At 67.7% G+C, this 16,194-nt stretch carries 19 protein-coding genes; 7 read left to right on the top strand and 12 right to left on the bottom strand.

Annotated elements, in window-relative coordinates; all coding sequences use genetic code 11:
• Positions 1 to 73: 73 nt before the first annotated feature.
• Complete coding sequence (locus tag AC5P8R_RS08320; protein WP_014646588.1) at positions 74 to 652, top strand: superoxide dismutase; 579 nt, start codon at positions 74 to 76, stop codon at positions 650 to 652.
• 75 nt (positions 653 to 727) lie between these two features.
• Here the strand turns inward: AC5P8R_RS08320 and AC5P8R_RS08315 are convergent, their stop codons facing one another.
• From AC5P8R_RS08315 to purE, 3 genes are all read right to left on the bottom strand, one after another.
• Positions 728 to 1,069, bottom strand: coding sequence for a carboxymuconolactone decarboxylase family protein (locus AC5P8R_RS08315; RefSeq protein ID WP_004152082.1), 342 nt, complete (start codon positions 1,067 to 1,069; stop codon positions 728 to 730).
• A gap of 112 nt (positions 1,070 to 1,181) precedes the next feature.
• Complete coding sequence (locus tag AC5P8R_RS08310) at positions 1,182 to 2,330, bottom strand: 5-(carboxyamino)imidazole ribonucleotide synthase (protein ID WP_262087188.1); 1,149 nt, start codon at positions 2,328 to 2,330, stop codon at positions 1,182 to 1,184.
• The gene (gene purE, locus AC5P8R_RS08305; RefSeq protein ID WP_005412808.1) at positions 2,327 to 2,830 is read right to left on the bottom strand and encodes a 5-(carboxyamino)imidazole ribonucleotide mutase; all 504 of its coding nucleotides are present in this window, start codon (positions 2,828 to 2,830) and stop codon (positions 2,327 to 2,329) included. Before purE ends, AC5P8R_RS08310 begins: the two co-directional genes overlap by 4 nt.
• 58 nt (positions 2,831 to 2,888) lie before the next feature.
• On the opposite strand from purE, the gene AC5P8R_RS08300 reads away from it, so the two are divergent.
• The 4 genes from AC5P8R_RS08300 to AC5P8R_RS08285 all read left to right on the top strand — a co-directional run bounded on the left by AC5P8R_RS08300 (position 2,889) and on the right by AC5P8R_RS08285 (position 5,606).
• Complete coding sequence (locus AC5P8R_RS08300) at positions 2,889 to 3,158, top strand: Trm112 family protein (protein ID WP_014036599.1); 270 nt, start codon at positions 2,889 to 2,891, stop codon at positions 3,156 to 3,158.
• Complete coding sequence (gene nadC, locus AC5P8R_RS08295; protein ID WP_495223249.1) at positions 3,155 to 4,006, top strand: carboxylating nicotinate-nucleotide diphosphorylase; 852 nt, start codon at positions 3,155 to 3,157, stop codon at positions 4,004 to 4,006. The genes AC5P8R_RS08300 and nadC overlap by 4 nt, the downstream gene beginning before the upstream one ends.
• A gap of 180 nt (positions 4,007 to 4,186) precedes the next feature.
• Positions 4,187 to 5,188: a DUF2272 domain-containing protein gene (locus tag AC5P8R_RS08290; RefSeq protein ID WP_014646585.1), complete on the top strand. Its 1,002-nt coding sequence runs from the start codon at positions 4,187 to 4,189 to the stop codon at positions 5,186 to 5,188.
• Positions 5,189 to 5,255: 67 nt separating this feature from the next.
• Positions 5,256 to 5,606 (top strand): DUF3301 domain-containing protein, encoded by a 351-nt coding sequence (locus AC5P8R_RS08285; protein ID WP_005415950.1) that lies wholly within the window; start codon positions 5,256 to 5,258, stop codon positions 5,604 to 5,606.
• Positions 5,607 to 5,710: 104 nt separating this feature from the next.
• Here AC5P8R_RS08285 and AC5P8R_RS08280 read toward each other — a convergent pair whose 3' ends face one another.
• The 7 genes from AC5P8R_RS08280 to AC5P8R_RS08250 form a co-directional block, all read right to left on the bottom strand.
• Positions 5,711 to 6,163, bottom strand: coding sequence for a ClpXP protease specificity-enhancing factor (locus tag AC5P8R_RS08280; protein WP_014646584.1), 453 nt, complete (start codon positions 6,161 to 6,163; stop codon positions 5,711 to 5,713).
• An 84-nt stretch (positions 6,164 to 6,247) separates the two neighbouring features.
• Positions 6,248 to 6,883: a glutathione S-transferase N-terminal domain-containing protein gene (locus AC5P8R_RS08275; protein WP_005408842.1), complete on the bottom strand. Its 636-nt coding sequence runs from the start codon at positions 6,881 to 6,883 to the stop codon at positions 6,248 to 6,250.
• Between the two features lie 134 nt (positions 6,884 to 7,017).
• Positions 7,018 to 7,767, bottom strand: a complete 750-nt coding sequence (locus tag AC5P8R_RS08270; protein WP_032960911.1) for a cytochrome c1 — start codon at positions 7,765 to 7,767, stop codon at positions 7,018 to 7,020.
• Positions 7,760 to 9,019, bottom strand: coding sequence for a cytochrome b (locus tag AC5P8R_RS08265; RefSeq protein WP_014646581.1), 1,260 nt, complete (start codon positions 9,017 to 9,019; stop codon positions 7,760 to 7,762). Before AC5P8R_RS08265 ends, AC5P8R_RS08270 begins: the two co-directional genes overlap by 8 nt.
• A complete protein-coding gene (gene petA, locus AC5P8R_RS08260; protein ID WP_004151998.1) occupies positions 9,019 to 9,639 on the bottom strand; it encodes a ubiquinol-cytochrome c reductase iron-sulfur subunit in 621 nt (206 codons plus the stop codon). Before petA ends, AC5P8R_RS08265 begins: the two co-directional genes overlap by 1 nt.
• A 199-nt stretch (positions 9,640 to 9,838) precedes the next feature.
• The gene (locus tag AC5P8R_RS08255; RefSeq protein WP_262087182.1) at positions 9,839 to 10,744 is read right to left on the bottom strand and encodes a lytic transglycosylase domain-containing protein; all 906 of its coding nucleotides are present in this window, start codon (positions 10,742 to 10,744) and stop codon (positions 9,839 to 9,841) included.
• A gap of 46 nt (positions 10,745 to 10,790) precedes the next feature.
• On the bottom strand, positions 10,791 to 11,759 hold the full coding sequence (locus AC5P8R_RS08250; protein WP_495223247.1) for a helix-turn-helix transcriptional regulator: 969 nt from the start codon (positions 11,757 to 11,759) through the stop codon (positions 10,791 to 10,793).
• 80 nt (positions 11,760 to 11,839) lie between these two features.
• On the opposite strand from AC5P8R_RS08250, the gene AC5P8R_RS08245 reads away from it, so the two are divergent.
• Together AC5P8R_RS08245 and miaB are read left to right on the top strand one after the other, a co-directional pair.
• The gene (locus AC5P8R_RS08245; protein WP_014646578.1) at positions 11,840 to 12,457 is read left to right on the top strand and encodes a glutathione S-transferase family protein; all 618 of its coding nucleotides are present in this window, start codon (positions 11,840 to 11,842) and stop codon (positions 12,455 to 12,457) included.
• A gap of 187 nt (positions 12,458 to 12,644) precedes the next feature.
• Entirely contained in the window at positions 12,645 to 14,063 is a 1,419-nt protein-coding gene (gene miaB, locus AC5P8R_RS08240) for a tRNA (N6-isopentenyl adenosine(37)-C2)-methylthiotransferase MiaB (RefSeq protein ID WP_495223246.1), read from the top strand.
• Between the two features lie 88 nt (positions 14,064 to 14,151).
• Here the strand turns inward: miaB and AC5P8R_RS08235 are convergent, their stop codons facing one another.
• On the bottom strand, positions 14,152 to 15,264 hold the full coding sequence (locus AC5P8R_RS08235; protein ID WP_032960915.1) for an ABC transporter permease: 1,113 nt from the start codon (positions 15,262 to 15,264) through the stop codon (positions 14,152 to 14,154).
• Entirely contained in the window at positions 15,261 to 16,184 is a 924-nt protein-coding gene (locus AC5P8R_RS08230; RefSeq protein WP_014646575.1) for an ABC transporter ATP-binding protein, read from the bottom strand. Before AC5P8R_RS08230 ends, AC5P8R_RS08235 begins: the two co-directional genes overlap by 4 nt.
• Between the last annotated feature and the right edge of the window lie 10 nt (positions 16,185 to 16,194).

Here is a 16,194-nt window from a genome sequence, read left to right as displayed (position 1 = left end):
AGACTGCCCACGGTAGCCGCCATTGTAAGCGGATGGAACAGGCTGCCGCCGTCCCCTGGCCACGAACCTGCACATGCCCGTCGAATTGCCTGCCCTGCCCTACCTCTCCGGCTCCCTGCAGCCCCACCTGTCCGCGCAGACCGTGGAACTGCATCACGGCCGCCACCACCGCGCCTATGTCGACGCGGTCAACGCCGGCACCCTCGGCACCGAGTGGGAGGAGGCGTCGCTGGAAGAGATCGTGCGCCATGCCCAGGGCACGCTGTTCGATGCGGCCGCCCAGGCCTGGAACCACGGCTTCTACTGGCAGTGCCTGCGCCCGCGCGGCGGCGGCGAACCGCAGGGCCGGCTGGGCGAGCTGGTCAAGCGCCAGTTCGGTGACGCGCAGCGCCTGCGCGAGGAGTTCAACCGCACTGCACTGGGCCTGTTCGGCTCGGGCTGGGTGTGGCTGGTGCAGCACCCGGGCGGCCAGCTGGGCATCCAGGCCACCCGCAACGCCGGCACGCCCCTGACCGGCGACAGCACCCCGCTGCTGTGCTGCGACGTGTGGGAGCACGCGTACTACACCGACTACCAGAATGACCGCGCGCGTTACCTGGACGCGTTCTGGCAGATGGTCAACTGGGAATTCGCCGAGAGCCAGCTGCGCTGACCCCCTGTAGAGCCGAGCCCATGCTCGGCTGGCCGGACAGCAGCCGAGCATGGGCTCGGCTCTACAGATGAAGCTTCACGCGCTCTCGTGCGCGGCCACCGCATCCATCACCCGCGCCGAGTACACCAGCGCGGCGCCGGCGTTGAGCGAGACCGCCACGCCCAGCGCCTCGGCGATTTCCTCGCGACTGGCGCCATGCTTCAGCGCCGCGTCCACGTGCACGGTGATGCAGCCGTCACAACGGGTGGTCACCGCCACCGCCAGCGCGATCAGCTCCCGGGTCTTGGCATCCAGGTGGTTGGTCTGGGCACCGGCATTGGCCAGGGTGGCGTAGCCCTTGACCGTATCCGGCGAGAGCTTGCCGATCTCGCCGATGCGGCCCTTCAGTTCCTTGCGGTAGGCATTCCAGTCGAGCATGGTCGTGACTCCTGTGAAAGGAGCTCCACGCTACCACCGGGAATGTTGCGCCGATGGCTGCACCGGTGCGCCACACCGTTGCACTGCCGGCCTGCGGCCGGCACTACCGGACTCAGCGGTTGCGCAGCGCGTACACCGCCGGTGCCACCTGGGCCTGGCGGTCCAGTTCCAGGCCCACCTGGTCCAACGCGTCGGCCAGTGCTGCGGCATCGTCATCGCGCAACGTGGCATGGCCGACCTTGCGGCCTTCGCGCGACTCCTTGCCATAGTCATGCCAGTGGCCACTGGCCTGGGCCAGCACCGGCAACGGGTCGGGCATCCGGCCCAGCCAGTTCAGCATGCAGGCATGGCCGAGCATGCGGGTGCTGCCCAGCGGCAGGCCCAGCACGGCGCGCAGGTGGTTCTCGAACTGCGAGGTCTCGCTGCCTTCGATGGTCCAGTGCCCGGAGTTGTGCACGCGTGGCGCCATCTCGTTGGCCAGCAGCTCGCCATCGCGGCAGAACAGTTCCAGCGCGAACACGCCGACGTACTGCAGGTGTTCGGCGACACGGCGTGCATAGCCGATGGCTGCCTGCTGCTCGGCGGCGGACAGCACGGCCGGGGCCACGCTGGCCGACAGCACACCGTCGACATGCCAGTTGCCGGTGATCGGCCAGGCTTCGAAACTGCCATCGCGGCCACGCACGGCCACCACGCTGACCTCGCGCTGGAAGGCCACGAAGCCCTCCAGGATCAGTCCGGTGCGCTCGACCTGTGCACCCAGCGCATCCCAGGCGGCATCAATGTCGGCTTCGCTGCGCAGGCGGAACTGGCCCTTGCCGTCGTAGCCCAGGCGGCGGGTCTTGAGGATGCACGGCAGGCCGAATTCGACGGCTTTCGCCGCCAGCTCGTCACGGCTGCGGATATCAGCGAAGGCCGGCAGCGGAATACCCAGCTGCTGGAACAGGGTCTTCTCGCTCAACCGGTCCTGGGCCACCGCCAGCGCGGCCGGCGGCGGGTAGACCGGCACGCGGTCGGCCAGGAACTGTGCACTGTCGGCGGGCACATTCTCGAAATCGAAGGTGACCACATCGACCTTGGCAGCGAAGTCCGCCAGCGCCTGGCGGTCGTCGAAGGCACCGACGGTGAGCGGCGCCAGCGGGCCGCTGCAGGCGTCGGCCGCCGGGTCATACAGTTCGAAGCGCAGCCCCAGCGGCGCACCGGCCAGGACCATCATGCGGGCGAGCTGGCCGCCGCCCAGGATGCCGACGGTCAGGCTCATTGGCGCGGATCGTCGTGGGCCATCACGTCTTCGGTCTGGCGTGCACGGAAGGCGTCGAGCGCCTGGCCGATCGCCGGCTGGTCGCTGGCCAGCATCGCGGCGGCGAACAGCGCCGCGTTGGACGCGCCGGCATTGCCGATGGCGAAGGTGGCGACCGGGATACCGGCCGGCATCTGCACGATCGACAGCAGCGAATCCATGCCGTTGAGGGCCTTGGACTGCACCGGCACGCCCAGCACCGGCACGGCGGTCTTGGCGGCGATCATGCCCGGCAGGTGGGCGGCCCCGCCGGCACCGGCGATGATCGCGCGCAGGCCACGCGGGCCCGCCTGCTCGGCGTAACTGAACAACACATCCGGCGTCCGATGCGCGGACACCACCTTCACTTCGAACGGAACACCCAGGGCTTCAAGCTTCTGGGCGGCGTGCTGCATGGTTTCCCAGTCGGAACGGGAACCCATGACGATGCCGACAAGCGGCGCGATCGGGTTGGGGGTCATTGGCCGTCACCTGCCTTAAAGACGTATTCTAGCCATCTTCCACGCAAGACGAAGAACCATGGATCGCAAGCTGCTCGACCTGCTGGTGTCGCCGGACACCCGCCAGCCCCTGTCCCTGCTGGATGGCAAGGGCCTGGAAGCCCTCAACAAGGCCATTTCCGCCGGCGCGGTGAACAAGGCCGATGGCAACCCGCTGGCGCAGCCGCTGCGCGAAGCGCTGGTCACCCGCGACCGCAAGCAGGTCTTCCGCGTCGACGACGGCATCCCGGTGCTGCTGGCCGAGGAAGCCATCCCGACCGCCCAGATCGCCGATTTCCCGACCGCATGAGCACGCTGCCGACGCCGGATGCGGCCGTTGTCGCCGCCGATGTCGCGCGTGCACTGGCCGAGGACCTGGGCAGCGGTGATGTCACCGCCGCCCTGCTGCCCGACCAGGCCGACAGCGCCTACCTGCTGTGCAAGCAGGACGGGGTGATCGCCGGCCGCCCCTGGTTCGACGCCACCCACCGCGCGCTCGACCCGGACGTACGCATCGAATGGCAGGTTTCCGACGGCGACGCGGTCACCGCAGGCACCGTGCTGGCCCTGCTGCATGGGCGCAGCCGCAGCATGGTCAGCGCCGAACGCACCTCGCTCAACTTCCTGCAGACGCTGTCCGGTACGGCAACCACCACCGCCCGCTACGTGGCGGCGGTGGCCGGTACCGGCACGCGCATCCTCGACACCCGCAAGACCCTGCCCGGCCTGCGCCTGGCGCAGAAGTACGCGGTGCGCTGCGGCGGTGGCGAGAACCATCGTTTCGGCCTGTACGACACGGTGATGCTGAAGGAAAACCACATCCGCGCTGCCGGTTCACTGGCCGACGCCGTGGCGGGCGCACGCCGGCAGTGGCCTGCGCTGCCGCTGGTGGTCGAGGTCGAGGATCTGGCGCAGCTGCGCCAGGCGCTCGACGCTGGTTGCGAACGCATCCTGCTGGACGACTTCAGCCCCGACCTGCGCCGCGAGGCGGTACGCATCACGGCCGGCCGCATTCCGCTGGAAGTGTCCGGCAGCGTCGGCCTGGGTGGCCTGCGCTCGATCGCCGAGGATGGCGTCGACTGCATCTCCATCGGCGGCCTGACCAAGCACGTGCAGGCCATCGATCTGTCGTTGAAGCTCGGCCCACCGCCGGGCTGAGGCCTGCAGGACTTGTAGAGCCGAGCCTACGCTCGGCTGCTTGTCGATTTGCGGCACGCCCTGCGCGCGCTTCGCGCGATGAGCCGAGCATGGGCTCGGCTCTACACGACCCGGGACGCCTTCACGGCTCGGCTACGGCCGCCTCTGCGACGCTGCCGGCATCCCCCACAGGAGCCGCGCATGCGCCGGATGCTCTTGCCTGCCTGTCTGCTGCTGGCCGCGGCCCCCCTGTCCGCAGCGGCCGCCGAAGCCTGCGATGTACCGCCCCGTTTCGGCCTGAGCCCATTGGCGGTGGCCATCCGCAATACTGCCTGCAATGAACACCGGCTCTGGTTCCGGCCTTTCATCGATCGCGATGGCCGCGCGGCGAGCCTGAGTGTTACCGAGGCCGAGAACGAACATCTGGCCGACAACGGGCTGATTGCCTGGCAGCGCGTGGCCGGCTACTGGCGCAACAGCGGCACGCTCAACGCGATGGGCAGCATCGCCGGCGCCAGCAGCTGTCTGGCACCACTGGGCACGCGCTACACCGACAGCGACTGCCGCACCTTCCTGATCGACAACCCGTGGTCGGCCGCGTTCATTTCCTGGGTGATGGTGCAGTCCGGCGTCCCCGGCTTCAACGCGTCGCCACGCCACATCGACTACATCCGTGCCGCGTACCAGGGCGGACCCTCGGGCGTGCCGTACCGGCTGGTCGATCCCGCGACCGCAAAGCCCGCACCGGGCGACCTGCTGTGCTTCCTGCGCGATCGCAGCACCACGCTCAGCTACAGTGGGCTGGTGCAGGCACTGGGCAACGGTTCGGTGGGCCACTGGAAATCACATTGCGAAGTAGTGGTGGCCGCCAACCTGGGGGGCGACCAGACCCTGTACCTGGTGGGCGGCAACGTGATGAACACGGTGGCGATGCGACTGCTGCCGCTGGACCGCACCGGGTTGATCAAGCTGCCGCCGGCGCGCGAACGCAACAGCACCGGCATCGAGCCCAGCTGCACGCCGGGCCGCGAGGACGAATGCAGCTTCAACCGCCAGGACTGGGCAGCGCTGCTGCAGCTGACGGCGACCGCGCCATTGGTGATGCCTTCGCCCTCCGCCGCGCCGATGCAGACGGTGCCGGCGACGGCGCCGTCTAACGTGCCCGCATCACCGATGTCCAGCGAACCGCAGCCACGGCGGTGAGTGCAGCGCTTGATCCAGCGCGCGTTCGCCGCCATCTTTGCGGGATCGACCTCTGACGGCTGACGCCATGCCCACCCTGCTGTTGTTGCTGATTGCCGGCGGAATCATCTATTTCTTCTGGAATGCGGCGCGTTCGGCCGCCGAGCGCGCGGTCGAGCTGGGCCGCAATGCCTGCCGCGCTGCCGACGTGCAGTGGCTGGATCAGGCGGTACATGCCACCGGCCTGCGACTGTCGCGTGGCGAGGACGGACGGCTCGGTTTCGAGCGCACCTTCAAGTTCGAGTATTCCTACGATGGCATCGATCGCCACGTGGGCCGCATGGTGCTGCGCGGCGACCAGCTGATCTCGTTCACCGGCCCCGGTGCCGCGCGGATCAGCCAGATCCGGCCGGATGTGGAGGATGCCGAGGATGTGTAAGAACTGAAGGGGTGCCGACCAACGGTCGGCACCCACACAATTCCGGCACCCACCGGTAAAACCTGCAAAGGAAGACGCCGCCCATCGGAGCGGCGTCGGAATGGTTACTTGACCACGCGCAGGTTCGGGCGGCCCTTGGGCGGCGGACTGGCCGGTGGCGTATCGTCCGGCGGCGTGCCGTCCTCGTGCAGCAGTTCGTCACTGGTCGGCGCGGTCTCGCTGCCCGGAATGTCATCCGGCAGCGCCATGCCCTGCCCGGTCTCGCGGGCATAGACCGCCAGCACGGCGCTGATCGGTACCTGCACCGGGTAGCTGGTGCCGGAGAAGCGGGCCGAGAAGCTCACCATTTCGTTGTCGATCATCAGCCGCACGACGGCGCGTTCGGCGATGTTGAGCACGACCCGGCCATCCTTGACCGCCGAAGGCGGCACCTGCACGCCGGGGACGCCGGCGTCGACCAGGATGTGCGGGGTCAGCTGGTTGTCGTTGATCCATTCCACCAGCGCCCGCAGCAGGTACGGGCGGTGGCTGGTCATGTGGAAGAAGTCTTCGGTCATGCGTGAAGTGTACGCGCCCGGCGCCCCGCCGGGGCGGATCGCCTGCACGCCGGTCGGCGTGCAGACGGGTTACGCAAGGTCGGATCAGACCGGCAGATCGCGCAGCTTCTTTTCCTGGTCGGTCAGGCTGCGGACGAAACCCGGGTGACGGAAGATGCGGTTGCCATAGTCCTCGATCGCCTTGCCGTCCTTCGGCAGCGGCACGTCCAGCGACTGCAGGCGCCAGATGATCGGTGCCATTGCACAGTCGGCCAGGCTCATTTCCGGATTGAGGAAGAACTTGCTGGCCTTGAACAGCGGCAGCGAGGCGGTCAGCAGTTCCTTCAGGCGCTTGCGGCCGGCCTCGGCCTGGGTCTTGTTGCCCAGCTGGATGGCCTGCACCTGCGGTACCCAGTCGTGCTCGATGCGCAGCATGGCCAGGCGGATACGCGCACGCGAGAGCGGATCGACCGGCATCAGCGGAGGATGCGGGTAGCGTTCGTCCAGGTATTCGCTGACCACCGACGCGGCGTACAGCACCAGCTCGCGCTCGACCAGGGTCGGCACCGAGTGGTACGGATTGAGATCGATCAGGTCTTCAGGCGGGTTCTGCGGATCGACCGGGACAAAGTCGAAGGTGACCCCCTTGGCCGCCAGCACCAGGCGTACCCGGTGGCACAGTACGTCGTCGTTCGAGGAAAACAGCGTCAGTGTATTGCGCATGCGTACGCTCGCCGCCATCAAAGGCTCTCCCACGACAGGAGACCGCCTGCCGCATCGGCGCCGCCGGCACCGTGCCAGCGGTCGACTCCACCCCGAGTGTGCAACCGACCATCACAAAAGCCAATAGGCCCGGGCGATGGCCGGCGGCAGAATCAGTGGACGTCCTTCCAGTATTCCTTCTTCAGCAGGTACAGCAGGAAAGTCAGCAGGGCCAGGAACAGGATCACCCATACGCCCAGCTGCTGCCGCTTGAGCGCGGCCGGTTCACCGGCGTATTCGAGGAAGTTGGTGATGTCCCGAACGGCCTGATCGTACTGGCCGGCATCGACCGACCCGGGCGTTTCGATTTTCAGGCCGGTCACCGGCGGGTCCATGCCGGGCGCTTCCGCCTTGCCGTGCACCGCATGCTGCAGGCCCTGCATCTCCCACAGCGGGTTGGGCATGGAGGCATTGGCGAACAGCGCGTTGTTCCAGCCCAGCGGGCGGCTGCTGTCCAGATAGAACGACTTGAGATAGGTGTAGACCCAGTCACTGCCCCGCACGCGCGAGATCAGGCTGAGATCGGGCGGCATCTTGCCGAACCACTTCTCCGCGTTCTCCTTGGGCATCGCCACCGGGATCGGGTCGCCGATCGCCGAGCCGGTGAAGTTGAGGTTGTTCATCACCTCTTCCTCGGTCAGGCCGAGGTCCTGCGCCATCCGCGAATAGCGCAGGTACTTCAATGCGTGGCAGCCGGAGCAGTAGTTCATGTACAGCTGCGCGCCGCGCTGCAGCGAGGCGCGGTCACCGAGGTCGTTGCCGGCCTGCAGCAGCGGGGTGCCGCCTTCGGCGGCGGAGGCCAGGAAACTGCCCAGCATCAGGGTGGCCGCCAGGGCCAGCCGGACCATCCAGCGCTCAGTCATGCGTGGTCACCCTCTCCGGTACCGGCTTGGTCCTGTCCAACCTTGTCCATAGCGGCATGGTGATGAAGAACGCGAAGTACAGGAAGGTCAACACCCGCCCGATGTAGGTCTCGTGCACATCGGTGCCCGGGCCGGAACCAATCACGCCCAGCCACACGAAGCACACCGCCAGCACGCCCAGCATCACCTTCGAGATCCAGCCGCGGTAGCGCACCGATTTCACCTTCGCCTTGTCCAGCCACGGCACCAGGAACAGGATCGCGATGGCCGAGAACATCACCAGCACGCCGCCCAGCTTGTTCGGCACCACGCGCAACATCGCGTAGTACGGCGTGTAGTACCAGACCGGCTTGATGTGTTCCGGGGTCACCAGGCGGTTGGCTTCGGTGAAGTTGTCGTGCTCCAGGAACAGGCCGCCGAAACCGGGGGCGAAGAAGATGATGAAGGCGGCGATGATCAGCAGGAAGCCGGCACCGACGCCATCCTTGAGCGTGTAGTACGGATGGAACGGAATGCCGTCGGCCGGGGCGTTCGGCGACCAGCGGTTGCCCTTGGGCCCCTTCTTGATCTCCACGCCATCGGGGTTGTTCGACCCCACCTCGTGCAGCGCGCCCAGGTGCAGCACCACCAGCAACAGCAGCACCAGCGGCAGTGCGATGACGTGCAGCGCGAAGAAGCGGTTGAGCGTGGCGTCACTGGGCAGGTAGTCGCCCATGATCCATTCGGTCAGGCCGTTGCCGATCACCGGTATCGCGCCGAACAGCGAAATGATCACCTTGGCGCCCCAGAACGACATCTGCCCCCACGGCAGCACGTAGCCCATGAAGGCTTCGGCCATCAGCACCAGGTAGATCAGCATGCCCAGGATCCACACCAGCTCGCGCGGCTTCTGGTAACTGCCGTACAGCAGGCCGCGGAACATGTGCAGGTAGACCACGATGAAGAACAGCGAGGCCCCGGTGGAGTGCATGTAGCGGATCAGCCAGCCCCACTCCACATCACGCATGATGTATTCGATGGAGCCGAACGCCTCGGCGGCGTTGGTCTTGTAGTGCATCGTCAGGAAGATGCCGGTGACGATCTGGTTGACCAGCACCAGCAGCGCCAGCGAACCGAAGTAGTACCAGATGTTGAAGTTCTTCGGCGCGTAGTACTCGGTGACATGCTTGCGGTAGACCGGCATCAGGCCCGGCGCGCGGGCATTGACCCAGTCGGCCACGCCGCTGGCGGTACGAGCGAGGATATTGGCCATCAGGCTGCCCCCTGCGGATCGACACCGATGATGATGGTGTTGTCGTCCTGGTAATGGTGCGCGGGCACCTTCAGGTTGATCGGCGCCGGCACGTCCTTGAAGACGCGGCCGGACATGTCGAAGCGCGACTTGTGGCAGGGGCAGAAGTAGCCGCCCTTCCACTGCGGGTCATAGGGTTCAGGCCGGATCTCGGCGACCATTTCCGGCGAACAGCCCAGGTGCGTGCACAGGCCGACCAGCACGGAAATGTCCGGCTTGATCGAGCGCAGCTCGGGGTTCTGCTTCAGCACGTAGTCCGGCTGCTGGTCCTTCTCGCCGGACTCGGGGTCCTTGAGGCGGCCATCGAGCCCGTGCAGTGCATCGAGGATCGCCTTGGACCGCTTGACGATCCAGATCGGCTGGCCACGCCATTCCACGATCAGGCGTTGGCCTTCCTGCAGGGCGCTGATGTCGGCCACCACCGGTGCGCCGGCAAGCTTGGCACGGGCACTGGGGTTCCAGGATTTGATGAAAGGAACAGCGGTGAATCCGACGCCGACGGCGCCCACCACGGCTGTGGTGGCAGAAAGAAAACGCCGACGTCCGGTGTTGACTGGATCGTGTACCCCATCGTTGGCCATCCGGCACTCCGATATTGATTAGGTAGCTTTAAGGCTGCCAGCGGATCCGGTGGGGGCCAGAGCCGCATTGAATCATGGGCGAGTGTAGCGGAACCGTCGAGCGCCACACAACGCATTGCAACAACATTGATTACGGGGCTGCCAGCCAGTGGCCGGTCGGTACCGGCCATTGCCCAAGGTTGCCGGCCAGCGGCCGGCACTACTGGTGCGTCAATGCGGTGCGGTAACGCTCGGCCAGCTGCCCGACCCGGCGCACGTAGTACTGGGTCTCGCTGTAGGGCGGCACGCCACCGTGGCGGTCAACCGCGCCTTCGCCCGCGTTGTAGCCAGCCGCGGCCAGGGTCAGGTCGCCATTGAAACGCTTCAACAACCACGCAAGATACTGCACGCCACCGCGGATGTTCTGCCCGGCATCGTAGGAATCGCTGACTCCGAAACGGGCCGCGGTTGGCGGCATCAGCTGCATCAGGCCCTGCGCGCCGGCGCGGCTGAGCGCGGTCGGGTTGTAGGCCGACTCGGCGTGGATGATGGCGCGCACCACGGCTTCGTCGACGCCGAACTCGCGCGCGGCCGAGCTGATCTCGGTCTGGAACGCGGTGGTGTTCAACCGCACCGAACCGAAGTCCACGCGCGGGTTGACGCCACAGGCGTAGCAGCGCTCCATGAAACTGTAGCGGATGGTGCGCACCGGGCCGAGGTTGGCGACCTGGGTCGGGCGCGCACTGGTGTAGTGGCGCACGCCGTCCTTCATGAAGGAATAGACCTGGCCGCTGACCATGCGCCCGCTGCGCGAGGCGACCGGGGGCGCGGGCACGGCGGCTGGCGCAGCCGCCGGTGCCGCAGCGCTGGCCGCCACCGCCACCGGGTTGCGCTCGATGCTGGCCACGGTGGTCGGCGCCGGCTTCGGCGCGGCCACCACCGGGCGCGGTGCCGGGCGGAGGTCGCGGCTGTAGCTGATGGCGCTGCAGCGGGCCCCGGTCAGACGCTTGCTGACATAGCTGGTGACCCCGTCGGCGCCCTGGCACTTGAACAGGGTGCCCGCGCTGGCCGGCGCAGCGGTCAGCGCAGCGATGATGATCGCCGTTGTCCCCAGTATCCCCTTCATGCCGGCGAGTGTCCCAGCTTCGACGGGGCTTGCCAAGCGACGCGGCTCAGCCTGTGACGGGCGGCACAGCCAGCACCTGCCCCAATCCGGCCAGGCGCTGTGCCAGTTCATCGCGCAGGCCCGGCGGCGTGGTCCACACCGCCACCGGCACCCGGTCCAGGCTGAGGATCTGCGCCAGCATCATGCCGCGGCTCTCGGCGCCCATGCGCAGCAGGCAATGGTCGGGCCCATCGTCCTCCAGCACACCACACCAGGGCGGGATGCGGCCTTCCAGCTCGGCGCGGCTGCCGGCCAGGCGGACGATGGCCTGCAGGGCGAACGGGGCCTGGCTGACCGCCTGCCGCACCATCACATCCGGCGGTGCGGGCGTACGGCGGTGCATGCCCGGCTCGGCGCATTCGCGCACCGCACCCATCCGGTCCACGCGCAGGGTGCGCCAGTCCTGCCGGCCCAGGTCCCAGGCCAGCAGGTACCAGCGCCGCCCGTAGTTGACCAGGTGCTGCGCCTCGACCTCGCGCTGGGTCACCGCTTCCTGGGCACTGCGGTATTCGAAGGCCAGCCGTGACGCCTGCCGGCAGTGCTGGGCCAGCTGCCCGAGCAGGCGTGCGTCGGTGGACGGAAGGTCGGACAGGGTGGCGGTGGCGGCATGCACCTCGCCGGCCTGCTGGCGGCGACGGGTCGGCACCAGCGGATCGAGCTTGGACAACAGGCCGCGCGCGGTGTCGTCGATGCCGGCGACGGTCGCCGAGGCCGCGCGCAGGGCGATGGCCAGGGTGGTCGCCTCCTCCTCGTCCAGCAGCATCGGCAGCACCGGCGCCCCTGCCCCCAGCTGGTAGCCGCCGCCACCCCCGGACGAGGCCCGGACCGGATAACCCAGCTCGCGCAGGCGCTCGACGTCACGGCGGATGCTGCGCCGGTCCACGCCCATGCGCTCGGCGAGCTCGGCCCCGGACCACTGGCGACGGGCCTGCAGCAGGGCGATCAGGCGCAGCAATCGATGGGCGGTGTGGCGCATGAAGGATCGAGGACAGAAGTCGTCCGCAATAGTGCCCCAGGATGGCCTCCAGTTCACCACCCACCGCAAGGAGCAATGCGATGAATTCACGCCAGATCACCCTGTACCACGCCGCCCGTTCGCGCTCGAGCGGCGCCGTGGCCCTGCTCGAAGCACTGGGTGCCGACTACCGCATGCAGGTGCTGGACCTGAAGGCGGGCGCCAACCTGGCCCCGGCCTACCTGGCCATCAACCCGATGGGCAAGGTGCCGGCGATCGTCCACAACGGTGCGCTGGTGACCGAGCAGGTGGCGATCTATCTGTACCTGGCCGACCTGTATCCGGAGGCCGGCCTGGCACCGCCGATCGGCGACGCCCTGCGCGGGCCCTACCTGCGCTGGATGGCCTTCTATGGCGCCTGTTTCGAGCCGGCGATGATCGACAAGGCGATGCACCGCGAGCCGCCGCCGCGCCTGATGTCGCCGTACAACGACGCCGAGACCGTGCTGCAGGTGATCGAGGCCCAGCTGGCGCAGGGCCCCTACCTGCTTGGCGAGACGATGAGCGCCGCCGACGTGCTGTGGGGCAATGCGCTGGCCTGGACCACGGCCTTCGGCCTGGTGCAGCCCGCGCCGGCCACGGCCGATTACATCGCACGGATGAGCGCGATGACCGCCTTCGACCGTTCGCGGCAGATCGATGCGGAGCTGGCGGCGTAAGCAGCGGCCCCTTGTAGAGCCGAGCCCACGCTCGGCTGCTCCTCCGCCTTGCAAAGGCAGCCGAGCACGGGCTCGGCTCTACAGTGATGGCCACGCTGGGCATGGGCTCGGTTGCACGGGCGCGGCGGCTGGCGTGGGATGCGGGTAGAATTGCCCGCTTTCCCGCCACCCGAATGGATTAAGCGCCATGACCGGGACGCCAGACGTCTTTCCGCCCACCACACCGGGCGGTACCCCGCTCGTTGCCCTGCCCGCTGGTCCGCGCAAGCCCGACCAGGTGAAAGGCAAGCTGTACATCAAGACCCACGGTTGCCAGATGAACGAGTACGACTCGGCCAAGATGGCCGACGTGCTTGCCGCCAGCGATGGCCTGGAACTGACCGACAGCCCGGACGACGCCGACGTCATCCTGATCAACACCTGCTCCATCCGCGAGAAGGCGCAGGAGAAGGTGTTCAGCCAGCTGGGCGTGTGGAAGGGCCTGAAGAACAAGGGCCGCGAAGTCATCATCGGCGTCGGCGGCTGCGTCGCCTCGCAGGAAGGCGAAGCGATCATCAAGCGTGCGCCGTTCGTCGACCTGGTGTTCGGCCCGCAGACCCTGCACCGGCTGCCGGAGCTGATCCGCGCACGCCGCGAACAGAAGCGCCCGCAGGTCGACATCAGCTTCCCCGAGATCGAGAAATTCGATCGCCTGCCCGAGCCGCGCGCCGAAGGACCCTCGGCATTCGTGTCGATCATGGAAGGCTGTTCCAAGTACTGTTCGTTCTGCGTGGTGCCCTACACCCGCGGCACCGAAGTCAGCCGCCCGTTCGAGGACGTGGTGGTGGAGGTGGCGCAGCTGGCCGCAAAGGGCGTGCGCGAGATCAACCTGCTCGGGCAGAACGTCAACGCCTATCGCGGGCCGTACGGTGACGGCGAGTTCGCCGACCTCGGCCTGCTGATCCGCACCATCGCCGAGATCGATGGCGTCGGCCGCATCCGCTTCACCACCTCGCATCCGCTGGAGTTCAGCGATTCGCTGATCGATGCGTTCCGTGACGTGCCACAGCTGGCCAACTTCCTGCACCTGCCGGTACAGGCCGGCAGCGACCGCGTGCTGTCGGCGATGAAACGCGGCTACACCGCGCTGGAGTTCAAGTCGAAGATCCGCAAGCTGCGGGCGGTGCGCCCGGACATCTCGATCAGCTCGGACTTCATCGTCGGCTTCCCCGGCGAGACCGACGCCGATTTCGAGAAGACCATGAAGCTGATCGAGGACATCGGCTTCGACCACAGCTTCTCCTTCATCTATTCACGCCGCCCCGGCACGCCGGCCGCGGACCTGGAGGACACGATCAGCGATGCCGAGAAGCACGCGCGCCTGTCGCGCCTGCAGGAGCGCATCAATGCGCATGCCGCCGGCATTTCCGAGAAGATGGTCGGCACCGTGCAGACCGTGCTGGTGGAAGGGCCCTCGCGCAAGAACCCGAACGAGCTGACCGGCAAGACCGAGAACATGCGTTCGGTGAACTTCCCGGCGCCGGCGCGCCTGATCGGCCAGTTCGTGGATGTGGTGATCACCGAAGCGCTGACCAATTCGCTGCGCGCGCGGGTGGTGGCGGAATGAATCTTCGGGTCGGAGCCCCAAAGGGGCTCCGACCCGCCGGCCCGATAAATTGGGGTCGGAGCCCCTGCGGGGATCCGACCCCCTGCCTTCAATCCAGGCGCTTGCGGAAGCGCAGGATCGCCAGGGTCATCATCACCACGATGAAGGCCAGCAGCGCCAGCGCGTCGTGCCACAGCTCCCACAATGAGGCGCCGCGCAGCATGATGCCGCGCACCAGCCGCAGGAAGTGGGTCAGCGGCAGCACCTCGGCCAGCCACTGCACCGGCCGCGGCATGCCTGCGAACGGGAACATGAAGCCCGAAAGCAGGATCGACGGCAGGAACAGGAACAGCGTCATCTGCATCGCCTGGAACTGCGAGCGCGCACGCGTGGAGATCAGCAGGCCCAGCGCCAGGTTGGCCAGCACCAGCAGCACCGCGGCCAGATAGATGTCCAGCAGGCTGCCGCGAATGGGTACCTGGAACAGCCAGGTGCCCAGCACCAGCACCAGCGTGGTCTGCAGCAGGCCGATGGCCGCATAGGGCAGCACCTTGCCGACCATCAGCTCGCTGCGCGACACCGGCGTGGCGATCAGCAGTTCCATGTTGCCGCGCTCGCGTTCGCGCACCACCGCTACCGCCGTGAACATCACCAGGGTCATGGTCAGGATCACCCCGATCAGGCCCGGTACGATGTTCACCGCCGAGCGCCGCTGCGGGTTGTAGAAGCTGGTCACGCTGACCGGACCACTGGCGATGCTGCCTTCGCGCAGGGGACGGGTGTTGCTGGTCGGGCGCGTGTCCAGCGGCACCTGCGCCAGCTGGATCGCCGCGCTCTGCACCACGGTGTCGCTGCCATCGACCAGCACCTGCACCGCCTCGCGTCCATCGAAGCGGCGACGCTCGAAGTCGGCCGGCACCACGATGCCGACACTGATCTCGCCACGGCGCAGCGCCTGCATCAGCTGGGCAGGCGTGTAGGCTTCGCTGCGCGGCGTGATCACGCCGGTGGCCACCATGTCCTGCACCAGCGCGCGCGAAGCGGCGCTGTTGGCCTGATCGGCGACACCCGCATCGAGATGACGCAGGTTGAGGTTGATCGCATAGCCGAACAGCAACAGCTGCATCACCGGAATGCCAACGATCATCGCCAGCGTGATGCGGTCGCGGCGCAGCTGCCGCAGCTCCTTGAGCATGATCGCCCACAGCCGGCGCAGGTTCATGCCGCCGGCTCCCGGCCGCGCCCACGGGTGGCGGCCACGAACACATCTTCCAGGTTCGGCGCCACCGTCTGGATGCGGGCCTGCGGGTCAGCGTTGGCAAGTGCACGGGCCAGCACTGCGACGTCCGCTGCGCCCTCATTGCACAGCACGCGCAGCTGGGTGCCGATCTGCGCCACGCTCAGCACACCGGGCAGCTCAGACAGTGCGCGGCTGGCCTGCCGCGGCTGCGACGACGTGACCTGCAACGTGCGGCCGTCCAGCCGTGCGCACAGCTCAGCCGGCGTGCCATCGGCGACCAGCGCACCACGGTCCAGGATTGCCAGCCGGTGGCAGCGCTCGGCCTCGTCCATGTAGTGGGTCGACACCAGCACGGTGGTACCGGCGTCGGCAAGTTCAAACAGGGCTTCCCAGAAATCACGGCGCGATTCCGGATCGACCGCGCTGGTCGGCTCGTCCAGGAACAGCAGCTCGGGCGCGTGCACGACGGCGCCGGCCAGGGCGAGGCGCTGCTTCTGGCCACCGCTGAGGGTTCCGGCCAGCTGCGGCTGCCGGTCCAGCAGACGGTACTGCTGCAGCAGCTCGTCGACCCGCTGCCGGGCCTGCGCGCGTGGCAGATCCTGGATGGCGGCGAGGAATTCCAGGTTCTCGCGCACCGACAGGTCCTCATACAACGAGAAGCGCTGGGTCATGTAGCCGATGCGCCGGCGCAGTGCTTCGGCCTGCTCGGGAACCGCCAGCCCCAGCACCTGGATCTGCCCAGCGCTCGGTTCCAGCAGGCCGCACAGCATGCGGATGGTGGTCGACTTTCCGGATCCATTCGGCCCCAGGAAGCCGTACACCTGCCCGCGCGGCACAGTCAGGTCGACATTGTCCACGGCCAGAAGATCGCCGAAGCGGCGGGTCAAGCCCTGCGCATGCACCGCGATGTCG

The sequence above is a fragment of the Stenotrophomonas sp. YJH_SMC_73 genome (genome assembly GCF_059370155.1).
Note: the sequence above shows the minus strand (reverse complement) of the source record. Positions and strands in the feature narration are given on the sequence as shown.